This window comes from Enterococcus sp. AZ128 (genome assembly GCF_051714485.1).
In the GTDB taxonomy this organism is placed as follows: domain Bacteria; phylum Bacillota; class Bacilli; order Lactobacillales; family Enterococcaceae; genus Enterococcus_A.
In genome coordinates, this window is sequence record NZ_JBIORZ010000001.1 from 470,935 (window position 1) to 487,009 (window position 16,075).

The 16,075-nt window shown below is 39.7% G+C and carries 17 protein-coding genes; 13 read left to right on the forward strand and 4 right to left on the reverse strand.

The genetic code is table 11. The features are described from left to right. Positions 1 to 275: 275 nt before the first annotated feature. The 11 genes from IGI38_RS02175 to IGI38_RS02225 all read left to right on the forward strand — a co-directional run bounded on the left by IGI38_RS02175 (position 276) and on the right by IGI38_RS02225 (position 12,136). Positions 276 to 2,774, forward strand: a complete 2,499-nt coding sequence (locus IGI38_RS02175) for an AAA domain-containing protein (RefSeq protein ID WP_438726133.1) — start codon at positions 276 to 278, stop codon at positions 2,772 to 2,774. A 233-nt stretch (positions 2,775 to 3,007) separates the two neighbouring features. Further along, a complete protein-coding gene (locus IGI38_RS02180; protein WP_438726135.1) occupies positions 3,008 to 3,982 on the forward strand; it encodes a dimethylarginine dimethylaminohydrolase family protein in 975 nt (324 codons plus the stop codon). 321 nt (positions 3,983 to 4,303) lie between these two features. Continuing rightward, positions 4,304 to 4,528 carry a hypothetical protein gene (locus IGI38_RS02185; RefSeq protein WP_438726137.1) on the forward strand — a complete coding sequence of 75 codons (225 nt, stop codon included), beginning with the start codon at positions 4,304 to 4,306 and terminating at the stop codon, positions 4,526 to 4,528. A 269-nt stretch (positions 4,529 to 4,797) separates the two neighbouring features. Then, the gene (locus tag IGI38_RS02190; protein WP_438725454.1) at positions 4,798 to 5,745 is read left to right on the forward strand and encodes an IS30 family transposase; all 948 of its coding nucleotides are present in this window, start codon (positions 4,798 to 4,800) and stop codon (positions 5,743 to 5,745) included. Between the two features lie 305 nt (positions 5,746 to 6,050). Beyond that, positions 6,051 to 6,800: an SDR family NAD(P)-dependent oxidoreductase gene (locus IGI38_RS02195; RefSeq protein ID WP_438726139.1), complete on the forward strand. Its 750-nt coding sequence runs from the start codon at positions 6,051 to 6,053 to the stop codon at positions 6,798 to 6,800. A 125-nt stretch (positions 6,801 to 6,925) separates the two neighbouring features. Then, positions 6,926 to 7,723, forward strand: coding sequence for an SDR family NAD(P)-dependent oxidoreductase (locus IGI38_RS02200; RefSeq protein ID WP_438726141.1), 798 nt, complete (start codon positions 6,926 to 6,928; stop codon positions 7,721 to 7,723). A 20-nt stretch (positions 7,724 to 7,743) separates the two neighbouring features. Beyond that, entirely contained in the window at positions 7,744 to 8,895 is a 1,152-nt protein-coding gene (locus tag IGI38_RS02205; RefSeq protein WP_438726143.1) for a hypothetical protein, read from the forward strand. Positions 8,896 to 9,191: 296 nt separating this feature from the next. After that, positions 9,192 to 9,911: a hypothetical protein gene (locus tag IGI38_RS02210; protein WP_438726146.1), complete on the forward strand. Its 720-nt coding sequence runs from the start codon at positions 9,192 to 9,194 to the stop codon at positions 9,909 to 9,911. A 160-nt stretch (positions 9,912 to 10,071) separates the two neighbouring features. Next, on the forward strand, positions 10,072 to 10,521 hold the full coding sequence (locus IGI38_RS02215; protein WP_438726148.1) for a LytTR family DNA-binding domain-containing protein: 450 nt from the start codon (positions 10,072 to 10,074) through the stop codon (positions 10,519 to 10,521). A 14-nt stretch (positions 10,522 to 10,535) separates the two neighbouring features. After that, positions 10,536 to 10,910 carry a DUF3021 domain-containing protein gene (locus tag IGI38_RS02220; RefSeq protein WP_438726151.1) on the forward strand — a complete coding sequence of 125 codons (375 nt, stop codon included), beginning with the start codon at positions 10,536 to 10,538 and terminating at the stop codon, positions 10,908 to 10,910. A gap of 617 nt (positions 10,911 to 11,527) precedes the next feature. Beyond that, on the forward strand, positions 11,528 to 12,136 hold the full coding sequence (locus tag IGI38_RS02225) for a DUF3267 domain-containing protein (RefSeq protein WP_438726154.1): 609 nt from the start codon (positions 11,528 to 11,530) through the stop codon (positions 12,134 to 12,136). Positions 12,137 to 12,296: 160 nt separating this feature from the next. Here the strand turns inward: IGI38_RS02225 and IGI38_RS02230 are convergent, their stop codons facing one another. Then, on the reverse strand, positions 12,297 to 12,710 hold the full coding sequence (locus tag IGI38_RS02230) for a GNAT family N-acetyltransferase (protein ID WP_438730245.1): 414 nt from the start codon (positions 12,708 to 12,710) through the stop codon (positions 12,297 to 12,299). Between the two features lie 276 nt (positions 12,711 to 12,986). Between IGI38_RS02230 and IGI38_RS02235 the strand changes: the two genes are divergently transcribed. Continuing rightward, complete coding sequence (locus IGI38_RS02235) at positions 12,987 to 13,370, forward strand: hypothetical protein (protein WP_438726156.1); 384 nt, start codon at positions 12,987 to 12,989, stop codon at positions 13,368 to 13,370. A gap of 42 nt (positions 13,371 to 13,412) precedes the next feature. After that, entirely contained in the window at positions 13,413 to 13,940 is a 528-nt protein-coding gene (locus IGI38_RS02240) for a DUF2922 domain-containing protein (protein WP_438726158.1), read from the forward strand. Between the two features lie 38 nt (positions 13,941 to 13,978). Here IGI38_RS02240 and IGI38_RS02245 read toward each other — a convergent pair whose 3' ends face one another. From IGI38_RS02245 to IGI38_RS02255, 3 genes are all read right to left on the reverse strand, one after another. Then, a complete protein-coding gene (locus IGI38_RS02245) occupies positions 13,979 to 14,545 on the reverse strand; it encodes a YdeI/OmpD-associated family protein (RefSeq protein WP_438726160.1) in 567 nt (188 codons plus the stop codon). A 32-nt stretch (positions 14,546 to 14,577) separates the two neighbouring features. Beyond that, positions 14,578 to 15,255, reverse strand: a complete 678-nt coding sequence (locus tag IGI38_RS02250; RefSeq protein WP_438730248.1) for a M23 family metallopeptidase — start codon at positions 15,253 to 15,255, stop codon at positions 14,578 to 14,580. Between the two features lie 116 nt (positions 15,256 to 15,371). Beyond that, positions 15,372 to 15,992, reverse strand: a complete 621-nt coding sequence (locus tag IGI38_RS02255; protein WP_438726163.1) for a TetR/AcrR family transcriptional regulator — start codon at positions 15,990 to 15,992, stop codon at positions 15,372 to 15,374. Positions 15,993 to 16,075 lie beyond the last annotated feature (83 nt).

Below are 16,075 nucleotides of genomic sequence, written 5' to 3' on the forward strand. Positions count from 1 at the left end.
ATTCACGAATCATTCGGCTTATACTAATAGCAAAACAGAGCATCGGTACCATGTGTGCGGATGCTTTTTTAAGGGGCAGTAATTATGACTTTAAAACGTAGTCTAAGTATCGCGCAATTACATCAACAATGTGGTGAAGGGCTTTGAAGGTATCTACGATAGTGGTAGGTACTGAAGGGAAAATGAGCAGTTATAAAACAAAAAAGACAAAGTAATATTTCAAGAGTGCAGAGTGATTAATTCGAAATTTTTGAGTATTTAGTAATAATTTACCAGTGAAAGAGAATTTAAAAAAATTGGAGTTGAACATCATAAATAGTGAATCAAAGAAAAGTCTAAAAAAATTTCAAAAGTATTTTATAAACATAGGGGAACAATTAGGGGACACGGACTCAAAAGGATTCCACCATTCCATTTGTGAGCAAATTGATTTTTTTGATCCTGCAAGCGCCTTATATGGCTATTTGATGAAGCAAAATGAATATAGGGAATATGAAGGAGATCTGATATTTCCATTTGGTTTAAATAGTAGTCAATTAATGGCTGTTGAACAAACATTTCAGAATCAAATTTCTGTTGTTCAAGGACCTCCTGGAACAGGAAAGACACAAACTATTTTGACTATTATAGCTAACGCAATTATGAATAATAAAACTATAGCAGTTGTTTCTCCTAATAATGCCGCTACTGATAATGTATTTGAAAAGCTTGAAAAAAAGAAACTTTCTTTTATTGCCGCTAATTTAGGGAACACAAAGAAAACGCAAACCTTTTTTGAAAAAGTGCAACCTATCCCCCAAGAATTAAGCGACTGGCAGATACCTGAAGATGATTTAGATAACTTCAGAGAAAAATTAAGGCAAGACCTTAAAAGTTTAAGTCAAATTTTAGATGATCGGAATCGATTGGCTACATTGGAACAAGAATTGAGAGATTGGAAGCAGGAGAAAAAATATTTTGAGTCTTATATAAAGAACATAATAGATTCTACCAATACTTTAAAAGGTAAATTGAAACGAGTACCTTTGATTAGATTCGGTGCCCAAAAGCAAATGAGGTTTCTGGTCGATTTGAATTTGAATGATGAACAAAAGCTCAATTTTGGTAAGAAGGTAAAGTATTTCTTTCGTTATGGGATATACAATTTTGATCCATTTCGTTCTAGCGAATCAATCCAAGAGCTTATTGATTATGTAGAACGAGAATATTATCAAAATAAAATAGTATCAGTTAAAAATGAGATAAAGGAAATTTTGTCATTCTTAGAAAAAAACAACTATAAAGAACTAGAAGAAAACGTTGGAGAGCTATCCGAAAAAATATTTAAATCATTCTTGTGTAGTAAATATACAGTGGGTAAGAGTAGGGCTACAAAAAATCAAGTACGGAAAGACTATGATGGTTTCACAAAAGATTATCCTGTTACGCTAAGCACTTGCGATGCTATTACAATGAATATTCAGAAAGGAAAAAAATTTGATATTGTTGTGATTGATGAGGCATCCATGGGGAGTCTAGTTCCAAGTATTTTTCCGCTTAGTGTTGCGAAAAATATTGTTATCGTCGGTGATAATAATCAGTTACCCAATATTATAACGAACAAGGAAGCGAAACAGAAAAATATAGTTGTTCCTCAGGATGAAGCATACAATTACTTTGAACATAGTATCTTATCATCAATAGAAGCAGTGTTCGCTGACGATCTACCATCAGTTTTATTAAAAGAGCACTATCGATGTCATCCGATGATTATCAACTTTTGTAATCAAGAGTTCTATGACGGAGAGTTAATTGTTTTAAGTGATTTCAATGAAAAAGAAAAAGCATTAGTTCTTGTTGAGACATCTGAGGGAAATCATATGAAATTTGACTATGACAAGAAAATATTTAATCAACGTGAGATTGATAGCGTTTTATCTGAAGAGTTTAGTAACGCTTGTCCGATTATTCATGATATGAAAACTACAGGAATAGTAACTCCTTTTAGAAGGCAAGCAGATAAAACTCTTGCTACCATCGAAAAACAGCAAAAGAAGTATGTTGCAGATACTGTTCATAAATTTCAAGGAAGAGAATGTGAAGCAATAATTTTTTCTACTGTTTTAGATAATAAAGGAAGTAAAAGAAATTACAATTTTGTAGAGGATGAAAAGTTAATCAATGTTGCAGTGTCACGAGCTGAGCGCCTTTTTGTTCTTAATAGTTCTGTGAAAGAGTTTAGCAAGAGAAATGGCAGTATTGCGAGTTTAATTAGACATATAAAATATAATAGTGACTATTCGTTGGAGCATAAAAGTCCTGTGAACTCAATTTTTGATTTGTTAACGAGAGACTTTCAAGAGGAACTGTTTAGAAGAAGAAATAATTATAAAATCCATCATTCTAATTTTGATTCGGAAAATTTAATGATGGATATGATCTTAACTATTCTAGCTGAAGAAAAGTACAAATCAATTACGTGTACGACAGAATATACGATAAAGAAATTAGCTAGAGATTTTTCAGTGTTGACAATAGATGAGCAACAATATGTTAAGAATGGTGCAAGATTAGATTTTGTTTTCTACTTTAAAACAGGAAAAGAACCCATTGCTGCAATTGAGGTAGACGGTCATAAGTTCCATTCGAGACCGGAGCAGGTGGTGAGAGATAAGCGGAAAGATAGTATTTTATCTAAATTAGGGATAAAGCTTGCCCGCTTTTCTACGAATGGAAGCGAGGAAGAAAAGAGGATTAGGGGATTCCTTGATAGTTTGGTATCGGATAGACATTAAATTATTCGTTTGTTTATTATAGATTCGTATGTCAATAATCGGGCTAGATTACAGTACTTTAAAAAAGGAACCCCATTTATTGAGATTCGCCCGAAGTTTGACATACCAAAACAAACTATTTTCACCCCAAGCTAGAACCTTCTAACCATAGGTTTCTAGCTTTTTATTCGTCTTCTTCGACTTTCTGGCTTTTTCTCGTTATAATTTTTATGGAAGATTGAGGAGGAATAGTCATGAAAAGAGCGAATGTTGTGAGTGAGTTTGCGTCGTTAAAATCGGTAGTGTTGGCACAGTCGCAGTTTTGTTTTCCTGAGGATACGGAAGGGGAAATGGATACGTCTTTTTTAACGGCTGAGAATGCTCGTTTGGCGAAAAATAGCGGTGGCAAGGATCTGGCAGAAGTGGATTCGAATTTGCAAAAGGCCTGGGAAAAAGAAAAGATTGAAATGCAGAAATTGCTAGAGTCTTATGGGATAGAGGTTTTAAGGCCGCGTCTATTGACTGAGTATGAGAAGGCGTATGGCAAGTCGCAGGGAATCGGTTATAGTAATTTCTTTTCTCGTGATCCGTTCTTTACGATTGGGTCTTTCGTGATTGAAGGGAATTTGCGGTTTATGCATCGCCGCAGAGAAATCTATCCTATTCGGCCTGCTTTGACGGAGTGGCTGGCAGATCATCAGGGGACGTATTTGGCTACGCCGCAACCTGATTTATCGTCGGGCGAGGATAGTGAGGCAGGTCCATTTATTGAAGGCGGAGATGTTCTAGTTCTGGGTAAGACCGTTTTTGTTGGTTATTCTGGTTTAGCGAGTAATTTAGTAGGAATCAATTGGTTGAAACAACTGCTGGGCAGCTTTGGCTATCAAGTAATCCCTGTTCGTTTGCATCCCCATATCTTGCATTTGGATTGTGCCCTTAGTCTTTTGAGAGACGGGTTGATGATCGTTTGTGAGGAGGCCTTTTTAGCTGGAATTCCTAAAGAGCTAGAGAATTGGGAAAAAATTGAGGTGTCTTTAGAGGATGCAGCCAAATTAATGACCAATGGCTTGCCGATCAATGATCAAGTTTATGTAACCGATCAGGAATTTACCTCGCTGATTTCGCAGATTGAAGCGAAAGGGATCAAGGTCGAAGCGTTGGATTATCATATTTCTCGAATGTTTGGCGGTTCTTTCAGATGTACGACGCAACCGCTAATTCGGGAGTAACATTTCAAAAGAATTGCGGGATTGATCCAATCGAGTTGGAAAGAATAAAAGTAAATTGAACATGCGGTGCGAGTTTGCGCCGCATGTTTTTTTGTCTTTTCATTGATTTGACCTTGAACAGTTTGTCTATTACAGTGCAGTGTTCAAAAATTTTAATTATTTAAAATAAGTGGACAAATCAAACGGGATATTTTTGGTATTCTTTTAAATGATCATTTGAGGAGGAGTTTCTAGCTTTTTACTTTGATCAAAATAAAAAGGGCAATCGTTGAATTGATCTAACTAACCTTTCTCAAAAAAAAATAATGAGGTGTAAAAGAGATGGAAAAAATAATTGATTGCGATGACTTAGTAGTAAATTCAAATAATATTTGTAGTGCAATTTCGGCATTGGAAAACATGGCGTATGATCGAATTCAAATAAGTAGAATGACTCTTGATGATGTAAATGAAATAATTGGGATAATCGCTTCAATTCAATGTTTAGTGGATAAAAACGCGCAAGATATTGAAAAATATGATTCTCAATTGATGAACAAAAAATAAAAGTACTACAGAAACTGGAAATTGCTCCATTTTATAAATTGAAGTACGATTGCTTATTTATTGAAAAGGTTAGTTAATCTATGCGATAGTAAAGAATTCTCATTGCTGATTAAATCGAAGATACTTCTTCTATGTGAGTTCATCAAAATCCCCAATTTGATCTAAAATCTTCTTTATTCGCTGAATTGTAATATTAATCGCAACAAAGAACCCATCAAAAATTTCTAGTAAAATGAGTTTAGGATAACAAACTACTAGGAGTGATTTTGATGGGTTCACACAAAAAGCTTACACGAGATAATCGAAAATGTATAGAGACGATGATTTATGATGCCAAGAGTATTCAAGAAATAGCGGACAGAATTGGTGTTAGCCGAACAACGATTGATCGTGAGTTGAAACGAGTACCCGAAGATTTGATCTATAATGCCGACAATGCGCAATTAGATGCGGAAATGAAGCGCAGTGCCTGTGGTGCGAAGTCCAAATGGACTTCTGAATTCGCTTATCAGATTGAATGTGATCTTGAAGACAGCTGGTCCCCTGAACAAATTGCGAATGATCGTCAAATAGTTTCATTCAAAACCATTTACAATTGGCTCTATGCCGGTATTCTTAATGTGTCTAAACAGTGTCTGAGACATAAAGGCAGAAGACAAGAAAAACAAGAAGAGGCACGAGGCAAAATGACTGTAGGGCATACCATTGATGAACGCCCAGCTTCTGTGTCAACTCGAGAAGAATTTGGACATTGGGAGTTGGACACAGTTGTTTCTAGCAGAGGGGAAAGCAAAGCCTGCGAAGCAACGTTTATTGAACGGAAAACACGCTTTTATTGGGCGATCTCAATGAGGGATCGTACCGCGAAGTCAATGGCACAAGCGATTAAAGCTTTTGTGCAAGACCTAGGGAGTCACAAGGCATTTTTAAGCTTTACGGTCGACCGTGGGAAAGAGTTTTCTTGCTGGAAAGAAATTGAGAAAGATTTAGACGTACCTATGTATTTTTGTGATCCATACTCCCCATGGCAACGCGGATCTAACGAAAATGGGAATGGTTTATTTAGAGAATTCTTCCCTAAGGGAACTGATTTTTCAAAGGTACCCCCTACGGAGAAACAGGAAGCATTACGCAAGATAAATATGCGTCCTAAAAAAACATTGAACTGGAAAAATTGTTGGGAAGTCTTTCAAGAAGAAATGTTGCAATTAATTTGACAATTCAGCATTCCAATAATCCCCTGAAACGCGACATGACTTCTTTAATTTCTGCAAGTGATTGGGATAGACAGAAAAACTCCGATGAGAACTTTTTCCTTTTTGATTTTTTTATGATTCCGTTTTCAAACACCGCTATTTAGTGCTATCATAAAACTAGCAACATAGATATTTCCCCTTACCCTATTCGAATCATCAAGACACCTGTCTGTACGTCAAAATCCATGAAATGCTCTTAATTGAACAAATTCAACTGCCTATTTTCATTTGAAGTTTTTTTTGCTTTGGAAAAGGGAGGTAGAACAATGTTCCAAGATTACAAAGTTGTGATTACTGGTGCGACTTCTGGTATCGGTCTTGCGACGGCTCGGCTGTTTATCAAGGAGGGCGCGACGGTCATTGGGATCGGGCGGAATTTTAGCAAGACGAAGGATTTAGGTGACCGCTTTATTCCTCGGACGTGTGATGTACGGGATGCGGATGAGATTGTGAAGACGTGTGATTTTATCAAAGAAACCTTTGACAATGAGTTGGATGTGTTTGTAAACAATGCGGGTTTTGGTGAGAATACCACGATTCGTGACGTTACGGTTGATCAGTTTGATCGCTGCTTCAGTCTTTTGTTGCGGGCACCGATGTTGTTTGCCAAAGAATTGTATCCTCTGTTATTAAATGCGCCAAAAAACAACGCAAGTATCATCAACACCGCTTCTGCAGCCAGCCGAACAGTCAGTTCTGAAAATCCACTTTATAACTTAGCGAAAAACGCCGTGGTGCTGTATACCAAACAGCAAGCTATGGGGTTTATTGGCGTGCGCTGCAACAGTGTATCGCCAGGTTTTATCCAGACGCCGATTTTCCAGCGTGAGGGTGTCAATATGGAAGAAAATGATGTGTTAGCGATGTATGATCAGATGGCGCAGATTACTTGCGGGCGAACAGGGAAACCGGAAGAAGTAGCGGATTTGATTGCGTTTCTAGCCTCGACGGATGCACAGTATATCAATGGTGCCGATGTGTTGATTGACGGCGGCTTGATGACAGTCAGTAATTGATGTCAGTTCCACTTTTAGCAGTTTGCTTGAAAGTAAAATGTATAGTGGAATGGTATTCGAAACGAAACTAAAACTTTTTTAGAAAAAAAGAATTCCTTATAAATGAGATAGAAGGAGGATTAAACATGTTAAATGATTATATCGTATTGATTACTGGCGCGACTTCTGGCATCGGTCTGGCGACGACGAAGGAGTTTCTGGATCAGGGGGCGACAGTGATCGGAATTGGACGAAATTTTAGTCGGACTAAGGATTTAGGTGCGAACTTTTTACCGTTTAAATGTGATGTGACAGATGAGGAGCAGATCAAAGCGGCAGTGGCTTTTGCGAAGGGAAAATTTGGCAGATTGGATAGCTTGATTTGTAATGCGGGTTCCGCGATTGTGGGCACAGTTGAGGATGTTGATTCTGGTGAGTTTGAACGGGCATTTCAATTGTATGTGCTGCATGCGGCGATGTTTACTAAGTATTGTGTACCGCTTTTACGCAAGTCGCAGAATCCGAGTATCACTCACACGGCATCCGTGGCGTCCTTTATGATCGGTGATTCAGTTCCTTATAATGTGTTGAAAGCAGCACTGTTGAACTATACACGGCAAAGTGCGGCGGCACTTTTAAATAATAATCCGGCTGATATGTTCGGACGACCAAAAGCGGTGACGGAAATTGATGAAGGCGACAATACCTTTATTCGAGTGAACGCGGTTTGTCCAGGACTGATCCGCACGAATTTGATGCCAGATCAGGCGTGGGAAATGTTGGGAACCGAAGCGGCATTGAAGGCGATCCCTAGTCGGCGAATCGGGGAAGACTGGGAGCCGGCGAAGTTATTTGCCTTTTTAGCATCTGCTAAAGCTGGTTTTATTAGTGGAGCCACGATCACGATCGACGGCGGCTGGTACACGACGCATGCGCGAGTATAGAAGAAAGTGAGGAACTAAAAATGAAGGAAAAATATGCACCATTATTTGAACCGATCGATTTGAAGCATGGCGGTCGTTTGGAAAATCGTTTTGCCATGTGTCCGATGGTGGTTTTTGCGGCTGATCCGGCAACTGGCCGCCCAACTGAGGAAGATATCACCTACTTTGAACGCCGCAGCAAGTTCGCGGATTTATTGATTACTGGCGCGATCACTGTGCAAGAGAATATTCAGGGGCATCCGAAACAATTTGCGCTTTATACAGATGATGCGATCGAGGCATATAGTAAGCTGGCGGCGGCAATGAAGAGCAATGGCAGTAAAGCGATCGGACAAATCCAGCATCCGGGGCGTGAGGGGGCTTATGGCTGTTATGTGACGGGCAAGGCCTATGCGCCAAGTGCGATTGAGTTTCCATTTTTGCAATATAAGGTGACTGAATTAACGGAGGACGACGTTTGGCAGGTGGTGAAGGACTTTGGCTTAGCGGCGAAGCGTCTGCTGAAGGCTGGTTTTGATGGTGTGGAAATTCATGGAGCGAATCATTATTTGATCCAGCAGTTCTTCTCCAGCTATTCCAACCAGCGGGATGATTACTGGGGCGGGAGCTTTGAGAAGCGGATGAATTTTGCGCTTGAGGTGACGAAGGAAGTCTTGAAAGTCGCTCGGGAAGAAAATCCACATGCGATCGTGGGGTATCGTATTTCCCCTGAAGAGATCCATGGGGAAATGGTGGGCTATGACTTAGCTGATTCGCTGAAACTGATCGATAAGCTATTGGAACAAGACCTTGATTTTCTTGATCTTTCTTCTGCGGCTGGCGGCAACTTTGGTAAAGACGCCTATAAAGCAATGCCGCAAAGAGGCGAATTTACTGATCCAGTCAGCTTAGTGGTCAAAAAGTTTGTTGCAGGCAGGGTACCAGTTGTGATCTCGGGAACGATACGTTCAGCGGATGAAGCACTAGATGCGCTGAATTATGGCGACATTGCTTCAATGGGAGTAGCGGCATTGTCTGATCCAGACTTTAAGGAAAAAATGATAGCGGATAAAGAAGACATGATCCATATGAATGTTAAAGGGCACACCGACGATCTTGCGCTGCCGACCGGGTTGATCGAAGTGTATACAGCGGGGATTGGTTTGCCGCAGGTTGAAGGGTTAATTGAATAAATTTTTGATCGAAGCGTTGTAGCGGACAGCGCTTCTTTTTTGTTGTTCTTATAACCAAAATGTTGAAAGGGGTTTAATATATATTCAAAAAATGATATAATAAAACACGTTATCAAACACCTAAATTGTATTTTTTGTTATAAAAAAGTTATTTAACAGAATAAATATGCGGAAAATAGTAGTTTGCGGTGTAGGAAATGCTTAATGAGTGTATTAAGGAGGCGAATGAGCTTAATTCTTTTTAATTTTAGAAAAAAATATAAGGAGAAGCATTCAACCTGAATGTGTGGTGAAAAATGATTTCAGAAAAACAAAAAGTAGTGATTGTTTCTTTGGCAGTTTTGTTAGTTGGTGAGTTTTTTGCGGTATTAAGCATGGGCTTGATTTATTTTAATAAAGAATTTTTTGGCGAAAACATTGATATCATCAAGACATTTCTCAATGCGTCAACGACGTTCTTCGGCTGTTTCTTTTCATTTATTGCGGCACTATTGATGTTTCAGTTCTTGAAATATCGTGAGAAGCAAAAGGAAGCTGCTAAAACGACTCGTCTATTTACGAAGCTGAAAAAGGAATACGAGAATAATTTTTCCGTTTTGGTCAGTTTAGGCGATGAGATTACAAATGGTTCGACAGAGCTTGCCAGATTGCTGAGAGAAAATCAAAAGGTTCGAGATTTGTTCGTTTTAGCAGTCTATCGGTTGGACTTTATCATGTATGATACTTATTATCATGACACGGATTGGCAGCTTATCAGTGCGGTAGATCGGTATAGCGAAAGCTACCTAGAGTTATTCGAACAAAGTCATCAAATCGAATACCTCTGTCAAGCGATTGTCGAGAACAAGATCAACACAGAGGAAAGCTTGAGTCAGCTGTTGCTTCTGATTACACAAAAGATCGATGCGCTGCAGCAGCATCAATTAGAGCTTGACTTGAAGGAACAGCCGATGGAAACAGATAGTGAATACGACTATGCGGCTGAACCAGCAGGCGTAGAAATGGTTCAAGAATAAGACTGAAACCAGAAACCTTTTACGAGGTTTCTGGTTTTTTGTTTTCTTGCAGTTTTTCGTCTCATGACCGGATAGGCCGTTTGAGGTACCGGAAAGGAAAAAGGGCTGTTTATATCGGGAAGAATAGCTTACGATAGTTACATAGATAGGAGTTGTGGACGTGTTTAAAGGGTTGAGGATTCAAATGGAAATCGAAGAAAAGTGGGTAGAGCCGGAAGTGCGCATCCGTGCGGCAGAAGCAGATACCGGGAATCAGATTGCTCGCCGCCTGGAAAACTATCAGGAGGATCAATTAGTGGTCAAGCTCAGGGATGAGGTTGTCTTATTAAAGAAATCAGAGATCGTTTATTTAGAGATATACAATAAAATCGTGACGCTTTATACGGCGAATGAGAAGTATGCTTTTCGCAAATCATTAACGGCGTTAAAGGAAGAGCTGCCAGAGGCGCAGTTTCTGCAAGTTTCTAAATCAGCATTGGTGAATACTAAAGAGATTCAAAAGCTGGAGGTTGCCTTCTCCGGCAGTATGTATGCGTACTTAAAAAATGGATTGAAAATCACGGTTTCACGCCGTTTCGTCGATCAGTTGAAACGGCGTTTAGGGATATAAAAGGAGGAGTCAACATGGAAAAAATGATTAAATTATTGGTTCGATCGATTGGTATAGGAAGTGCGATCTGCATGTTCTTCGCATTTATTTTCGCAGATAATGAGGTTCGGAAAATTGTCGCGAGCTTTGTGTTGTTAGCGGTGGTGATCGGTCTATTGAGTTTGATCTATGAGGTAAAAGGATTGCCGATCTTGGCGCAAACATTGATCCATATGGGCGGCAGCTTCATTGCCTTTATGCTTGCCGCTGGGCTGAATCACTGGTTTCCATTTAGGTGGCAGGTCATCGCGTCTGCTTCAGTGTCCTTTTTCTTCATATTCTTCGCGATTTGGATTTTTTATTATTTAAAATACAAACGTGAGATTGAACAAATCAATAAAAAATTATAATCACAGGATACACGTCAGTATGGGCAGCTGTACTGACTTTTTTGGATCAAAATACCAATTTTTTGTCAAAATATCAAAAAAACGAAAATGTGAGACAGTGAACAAGGGCGTATAATATAAGTGAGGGGAGATTGGTTTTTATATAGTATTGCCACCAGTCACTAAAACCATTTTCTTGTTGCTACATTGAATTATTGACCCGTATCCTGATTTTTTATTCGGAAGGATTGGTTGTCATGCATCCAAGCAGAAGTGAGCAACTTTACCGTTTGAACAAGAGAGTAAGCAATCTTTGTCAGTGGCTATTCTGTTTTTTGGCAGCAATGTGTGTGGTGAATCCAACCCATGAGGTGTTTGTTTATTCATTTAGCATTATCAGCAGGTATCCTAGTATTAGCGACCCAGTTTTTATATGGTGTATTTTGGAAGAGAACCGAATAGAATGATTGGCAGCTAGAATCTTTGGTAGGAGGATTTTCTAGCTGCTTTTTTATCAATAAATTTCCTTTAAATTTAGATTTTGACGCGATGGTGCCAGACCTATATTATAAAAGAAAGGGTGTTAAAAAAAATAAAGGGTAGATCTATGTGGGGACATAGGGAACGGGGGAAACGTTATGGTGGAAAAGACAAGGCGGAAAAAGGATAAGAAGTACGAACTGTTTGATGCACTTTGTCAGGAAATGCAAGATAAAAACTATCATAAAGAGGATAAAACCTTTTCGGCGAAGGAAGCCGGGACGCAGGGAATGCTGCTGCCAATACCATTTATCGTATTGGTCGTGGGCGGCTATTTTTGGCGCTGGGGAGCGGATGCCACACCACTTTGGGAAATCAATTTCCTACTGTTTATTGGGTTGTTTTTCTTATCTATTCCCATTCATGAACTAATCCATGGGTTGGCTTGGGCAAAATATACCAAAAACAAAATGAAGAGCATTACCTTTGGCTTTAACGTCAAAGAACTTATGCCGTATTGTCATTGCAAAGAGGTGCTAGACGCAAAAGCATATAAAATCGGTGTATTAGCGCCGGTAGTCGTGCTGGGCGGCGGTTATTTTCTACTATCGCTGCTGTTGCCAAATACAGAGCTGATCCTACTTTCGGCGTTTAACATCTTTATGGCAGCTGGTGATTTGTTGATCTTTTGGGGAGCGCGCTCGGTTCACGAAGGACTCGTGATTGATCATCCCGAATTACCTGGGTTTGTAGTATTTACAAAATAAACTAGAGGTTATGACAGAAGTGGTCAGCTTCAAGAACTTTCGGCTTATTTCCGGATGCTAGTATTGTTAAGTGATACCTGTATGCGTAGCTTGTAGAGAAGAAGGGCGCACCGGTTATTCAAAAAAAGCAGCAGTGACAAGATTTTTGTCACTGCTGCTTTTATCTTTTCAAATACATGCCTAAGCTTTCAGGCGCGGTTTCGACAAAGCCAAACTGCTGATACAGCTTATCCGCCGGGCAATCAGCGATCAAATTCACGTAAGCCTGCGGGTCAATCTCATTTTCGATATGTGTCATCACTAATTGCATGATCGTTTTTGCTAAGCCTTTTCCTTGGTCCTTAGGATGAACGGCGATATCAACGATTTGATAAGCAGTCCCACCATCGCCGATGAGTCTTCCCATCCCCACCAGCTTCTGGTCAGTATTTCTTCTAATGATGACCGAATAAATACTATTGCTTAGGCCTGTTTTACTGGCTTCTCTGCCGCGAGCCGACAGTCCGCAAACTTTACGCAGCTCAAGGTATTCTTCTACTTCAGGTATATCGATTGTGACACGATAGTTTTCCAAATTTTCCATTCTGAACCTCCTCGAAGAACGTTATAGCGTCATTCTACGCTACTTTCTATAGAAACCAAAAAGATAAGATACGCAAAATGAATGGGAATTCTCTTTCTTTTTTTTAACGGCAAATCTGCAAAATAGAATACTTCTCGATGCAGTCCGCTATTCATAAGGTTTTCGGCTTGTAAACAGTTCCTAAATAAAAAAATGCTGTTTGACACTAGTGAATGGATAGGATTATAGTCAAAGCGTGATCACAGACAAAAGAAGAGGAGGGTCAACATGTCAGAAGCATTGTATACACCCCAACAATTATTTTCACTTAAAAGAAAAACCTTGGAAAAACGAACCCTGTCTTTTTATGAGGAGACCCATGATGAAAAGACTACGATCAAAGTCTTGGTAGCGCTGCAAGTTCGCGATGAATTATGTGAAGCGGATTTTTCTTACTTCCTAAAAGACTTAGTACATTATTTATTGTTCAAAACAAAATCTACGCGTGCGTTACGCCGCTATCACATATATTTCAAGGAGTATTTTGATACAAAGGAATGGAAACAGCTGACTTCTCGTTTATTCGCAGTCACTACGTATGTTGTTGAAACAGTGAAAAACTTATTCACACAATTTATCAAAGAGCCATTAGAAGGATTAGTAGGCTCTTGACGCGGATGACGCACTAAAAAATAAAATGAAAGGAGAAAAAGGATGTTAAGTATAGCTGCAACATTTGAAAACAGTGACGGAAAAAAGCGTCGCCTGCGTATGAAAGATGTCAATCCGAATGGAAGTGCTGAAGATATCAAAACATCATTGGAAAAACTAACAGCCGTAAATCTATTTGAAAAAGATGGGGTCAATTTATTCCAAGAAGTTGTTGGCGCGAAGTTTATCGATAAGATCGAGACAGTGATTTTTGATGAAAAAACAGGTTTGGCGCCAGAGCCAATGCTAGCACAGGAAGGCATGGCAAACAACGTACCCGCTGAAGAAGTGCCGTTGATGATAGATCCACGCGAGCTGATCGTTGAAGAAAAACTGCTCCAGACAGGTCTTCTTATGCAAATCTTCGAGCTGCCAGAAGAGGTTGATTCTGACGATTTGAGTCAGGATGAAGCATTATCATTAATCATGGCGATTATGCCGCCGGGTGGAACGTTGGAAGACATCAGCATGCAAGAAGAGGGCAATTCAGAACGATTCAAATTGATTGTCCGTCTTGTGGAAGAGAAATAAAAAGAAGTAAATCAGAAGAATGACTTACTTCAAAAAAGCTATTCCTTTTTGTAATCGCTTAAGCGACCGTCGTCGTCCCAAGCACCGAAAAGCTGATTGGCTTTGGTGTTGATCAGAAATTTTTCCAACCGCCGAGCAAAGAGTTCTGCATCTTTGTCATAACGCTGGATATTATCGATCTTGATTCGTTGATAAAGTTCAGGAAAGGCCGAGAAATTTTGCTTAATTTCTGGATCAGCCTCGATTTCCTTCAGTATCCGCGAGTCTATCACGAAATTTTCTGGTGATAGGTCTGGCAAAATAGTCAGACCGAATTCAGTCATTAAGTCTAAGTAAATCAGCCGACGGACTCGTTCCTTATTCAACTCTGTCCATTGACTCTTTTTCGTTCTAGGCGATAGCCGCTGGGCGATCTCTGTAGCGGAGAGCTTCTTCTTTGTGCTGTCAATCCAGCCAAAACAAAGCGCTTCTTCTACGATGTCCAAATAGGTCAGATTTAATTGCTGGCGATCAATTACGACCCAGCATTCTTTCGTCGTCTGTGCATTTTGAATTAACCAATCCCTCAGTTCTTGTCGATCCTGAGGTTTATATAAATGAGTCATTTCCAAAGAATTCACCTAATTTCTGTCTGATTTTAGTCCAAGGAGCGAATCCGTTCACCGATAGCGGGAATGTGATTGTTTATAAGCTCCCAACGCTGCCCGTTATATTTTTCATACGCCTCAAAAACAAAGGGAAGGCCATTCGCTGATTCGATGATAGCAGAATCCATCAGTTGAAAATGTAAATGAGGCTCAGTCGAATTGCCGGAATGTCCAACGTTGCCGAGATACGCGCCTTGTTGGATTGAACTGCCTGCTGTGACTGCGATCGAGTCTTTCTGTAAATGGCAGAAGGCCGCATAAACACCCGCGGATTGTTTGATGACGACATAATTACCTGCAATGGCTTCAAAACCGTCTCGCTCTGGATTGAAAAAAAGCGAGTGTCGAATTGCTTTTGTTTGGTCATGAATCCAAGAAGCATTTTCGCCATCATTGGTATTATTTTCCACGATGATTATTTCACCTGCAAAAGGAGCATAAATTGGCTGCCCAAAGCAGTAATATTTTTCAAGTGGGATTCCGCCCAAAAAATAATCAGCCGTTTGACCAGTATGAGAAGAACTCTCGCGATCCTTTTGAATGAAATCAAATGCGTAGCGCAGTCCAAAGCGATCTGTTCCGTGGCTCGGAACGCGATCAGCCGGGCTTGTTTCCGTATACCATTCGCCGCGCAAAGGAAAGGCGATGGTGATTTTCGCATTGTCCATGGTAGCACCTTCTTTCTGTAGAAGCTTATTTTGCGCTGCCTGTCTGGAGTAGATCAGCAATAGAATCAGGAGACAGCCAATGAAAATTCCTTTTCTTTTCATCGTGTTTTCCTCAATTAGTCCTTGTAGAAAACCATCCTGAGATCTTCAAGATAGTGTGTCAATTTGTCGCTGATGGCCTGATAATCGATCTCTTTATACCGCGCATTTTTTAGCTCGGTCAGAATCTCATTAGTAAAACCGATATTTCCCCAAAGAATCAATTGTTTACAGCGTTCAACATTGAGCCCAGACCGGAACTTTGATTCATCGATCGAGTGGAATAAATCTTCAGCACAAAAAGATTGCTGTTTTTCTGCTAGTTTTTGATTGATCGCTTCTGATTTTGTCTCAATATCCATAGTGATAAAGTCAAAAATCCACGGATTCTTCTTCATCAATTCTATTTGTAAGGAGTAAGATTGCAGCAAGCGAGTAAAGAGATTCTTTTGCTGTAAATCCAACTGATTCAAATAGTCTTCTTCAATCGTTTTTCTACAATAATCCAATAAAATCAGAAATAATTCCTCTTTACTTTTTACGTAATGGAACATCAAGGCCTTCGATAGTCCAGCAGCCTTAGCGATTCGATTAGTCGACGCCTCATCATATCCTCTCTGAGCAAACTCCTGCAATGCAGCATTTAGAATGTTTTGAATCTTAGGGTCAGCGGTATTTATTTCAATCAATGAAAACACTCCTTTACCTGTTAGGTCAATTTGAGTATATCGTGATTTACCTGATAGGTCAATAGAGTAACAATTAAAAGAACCATTAACAG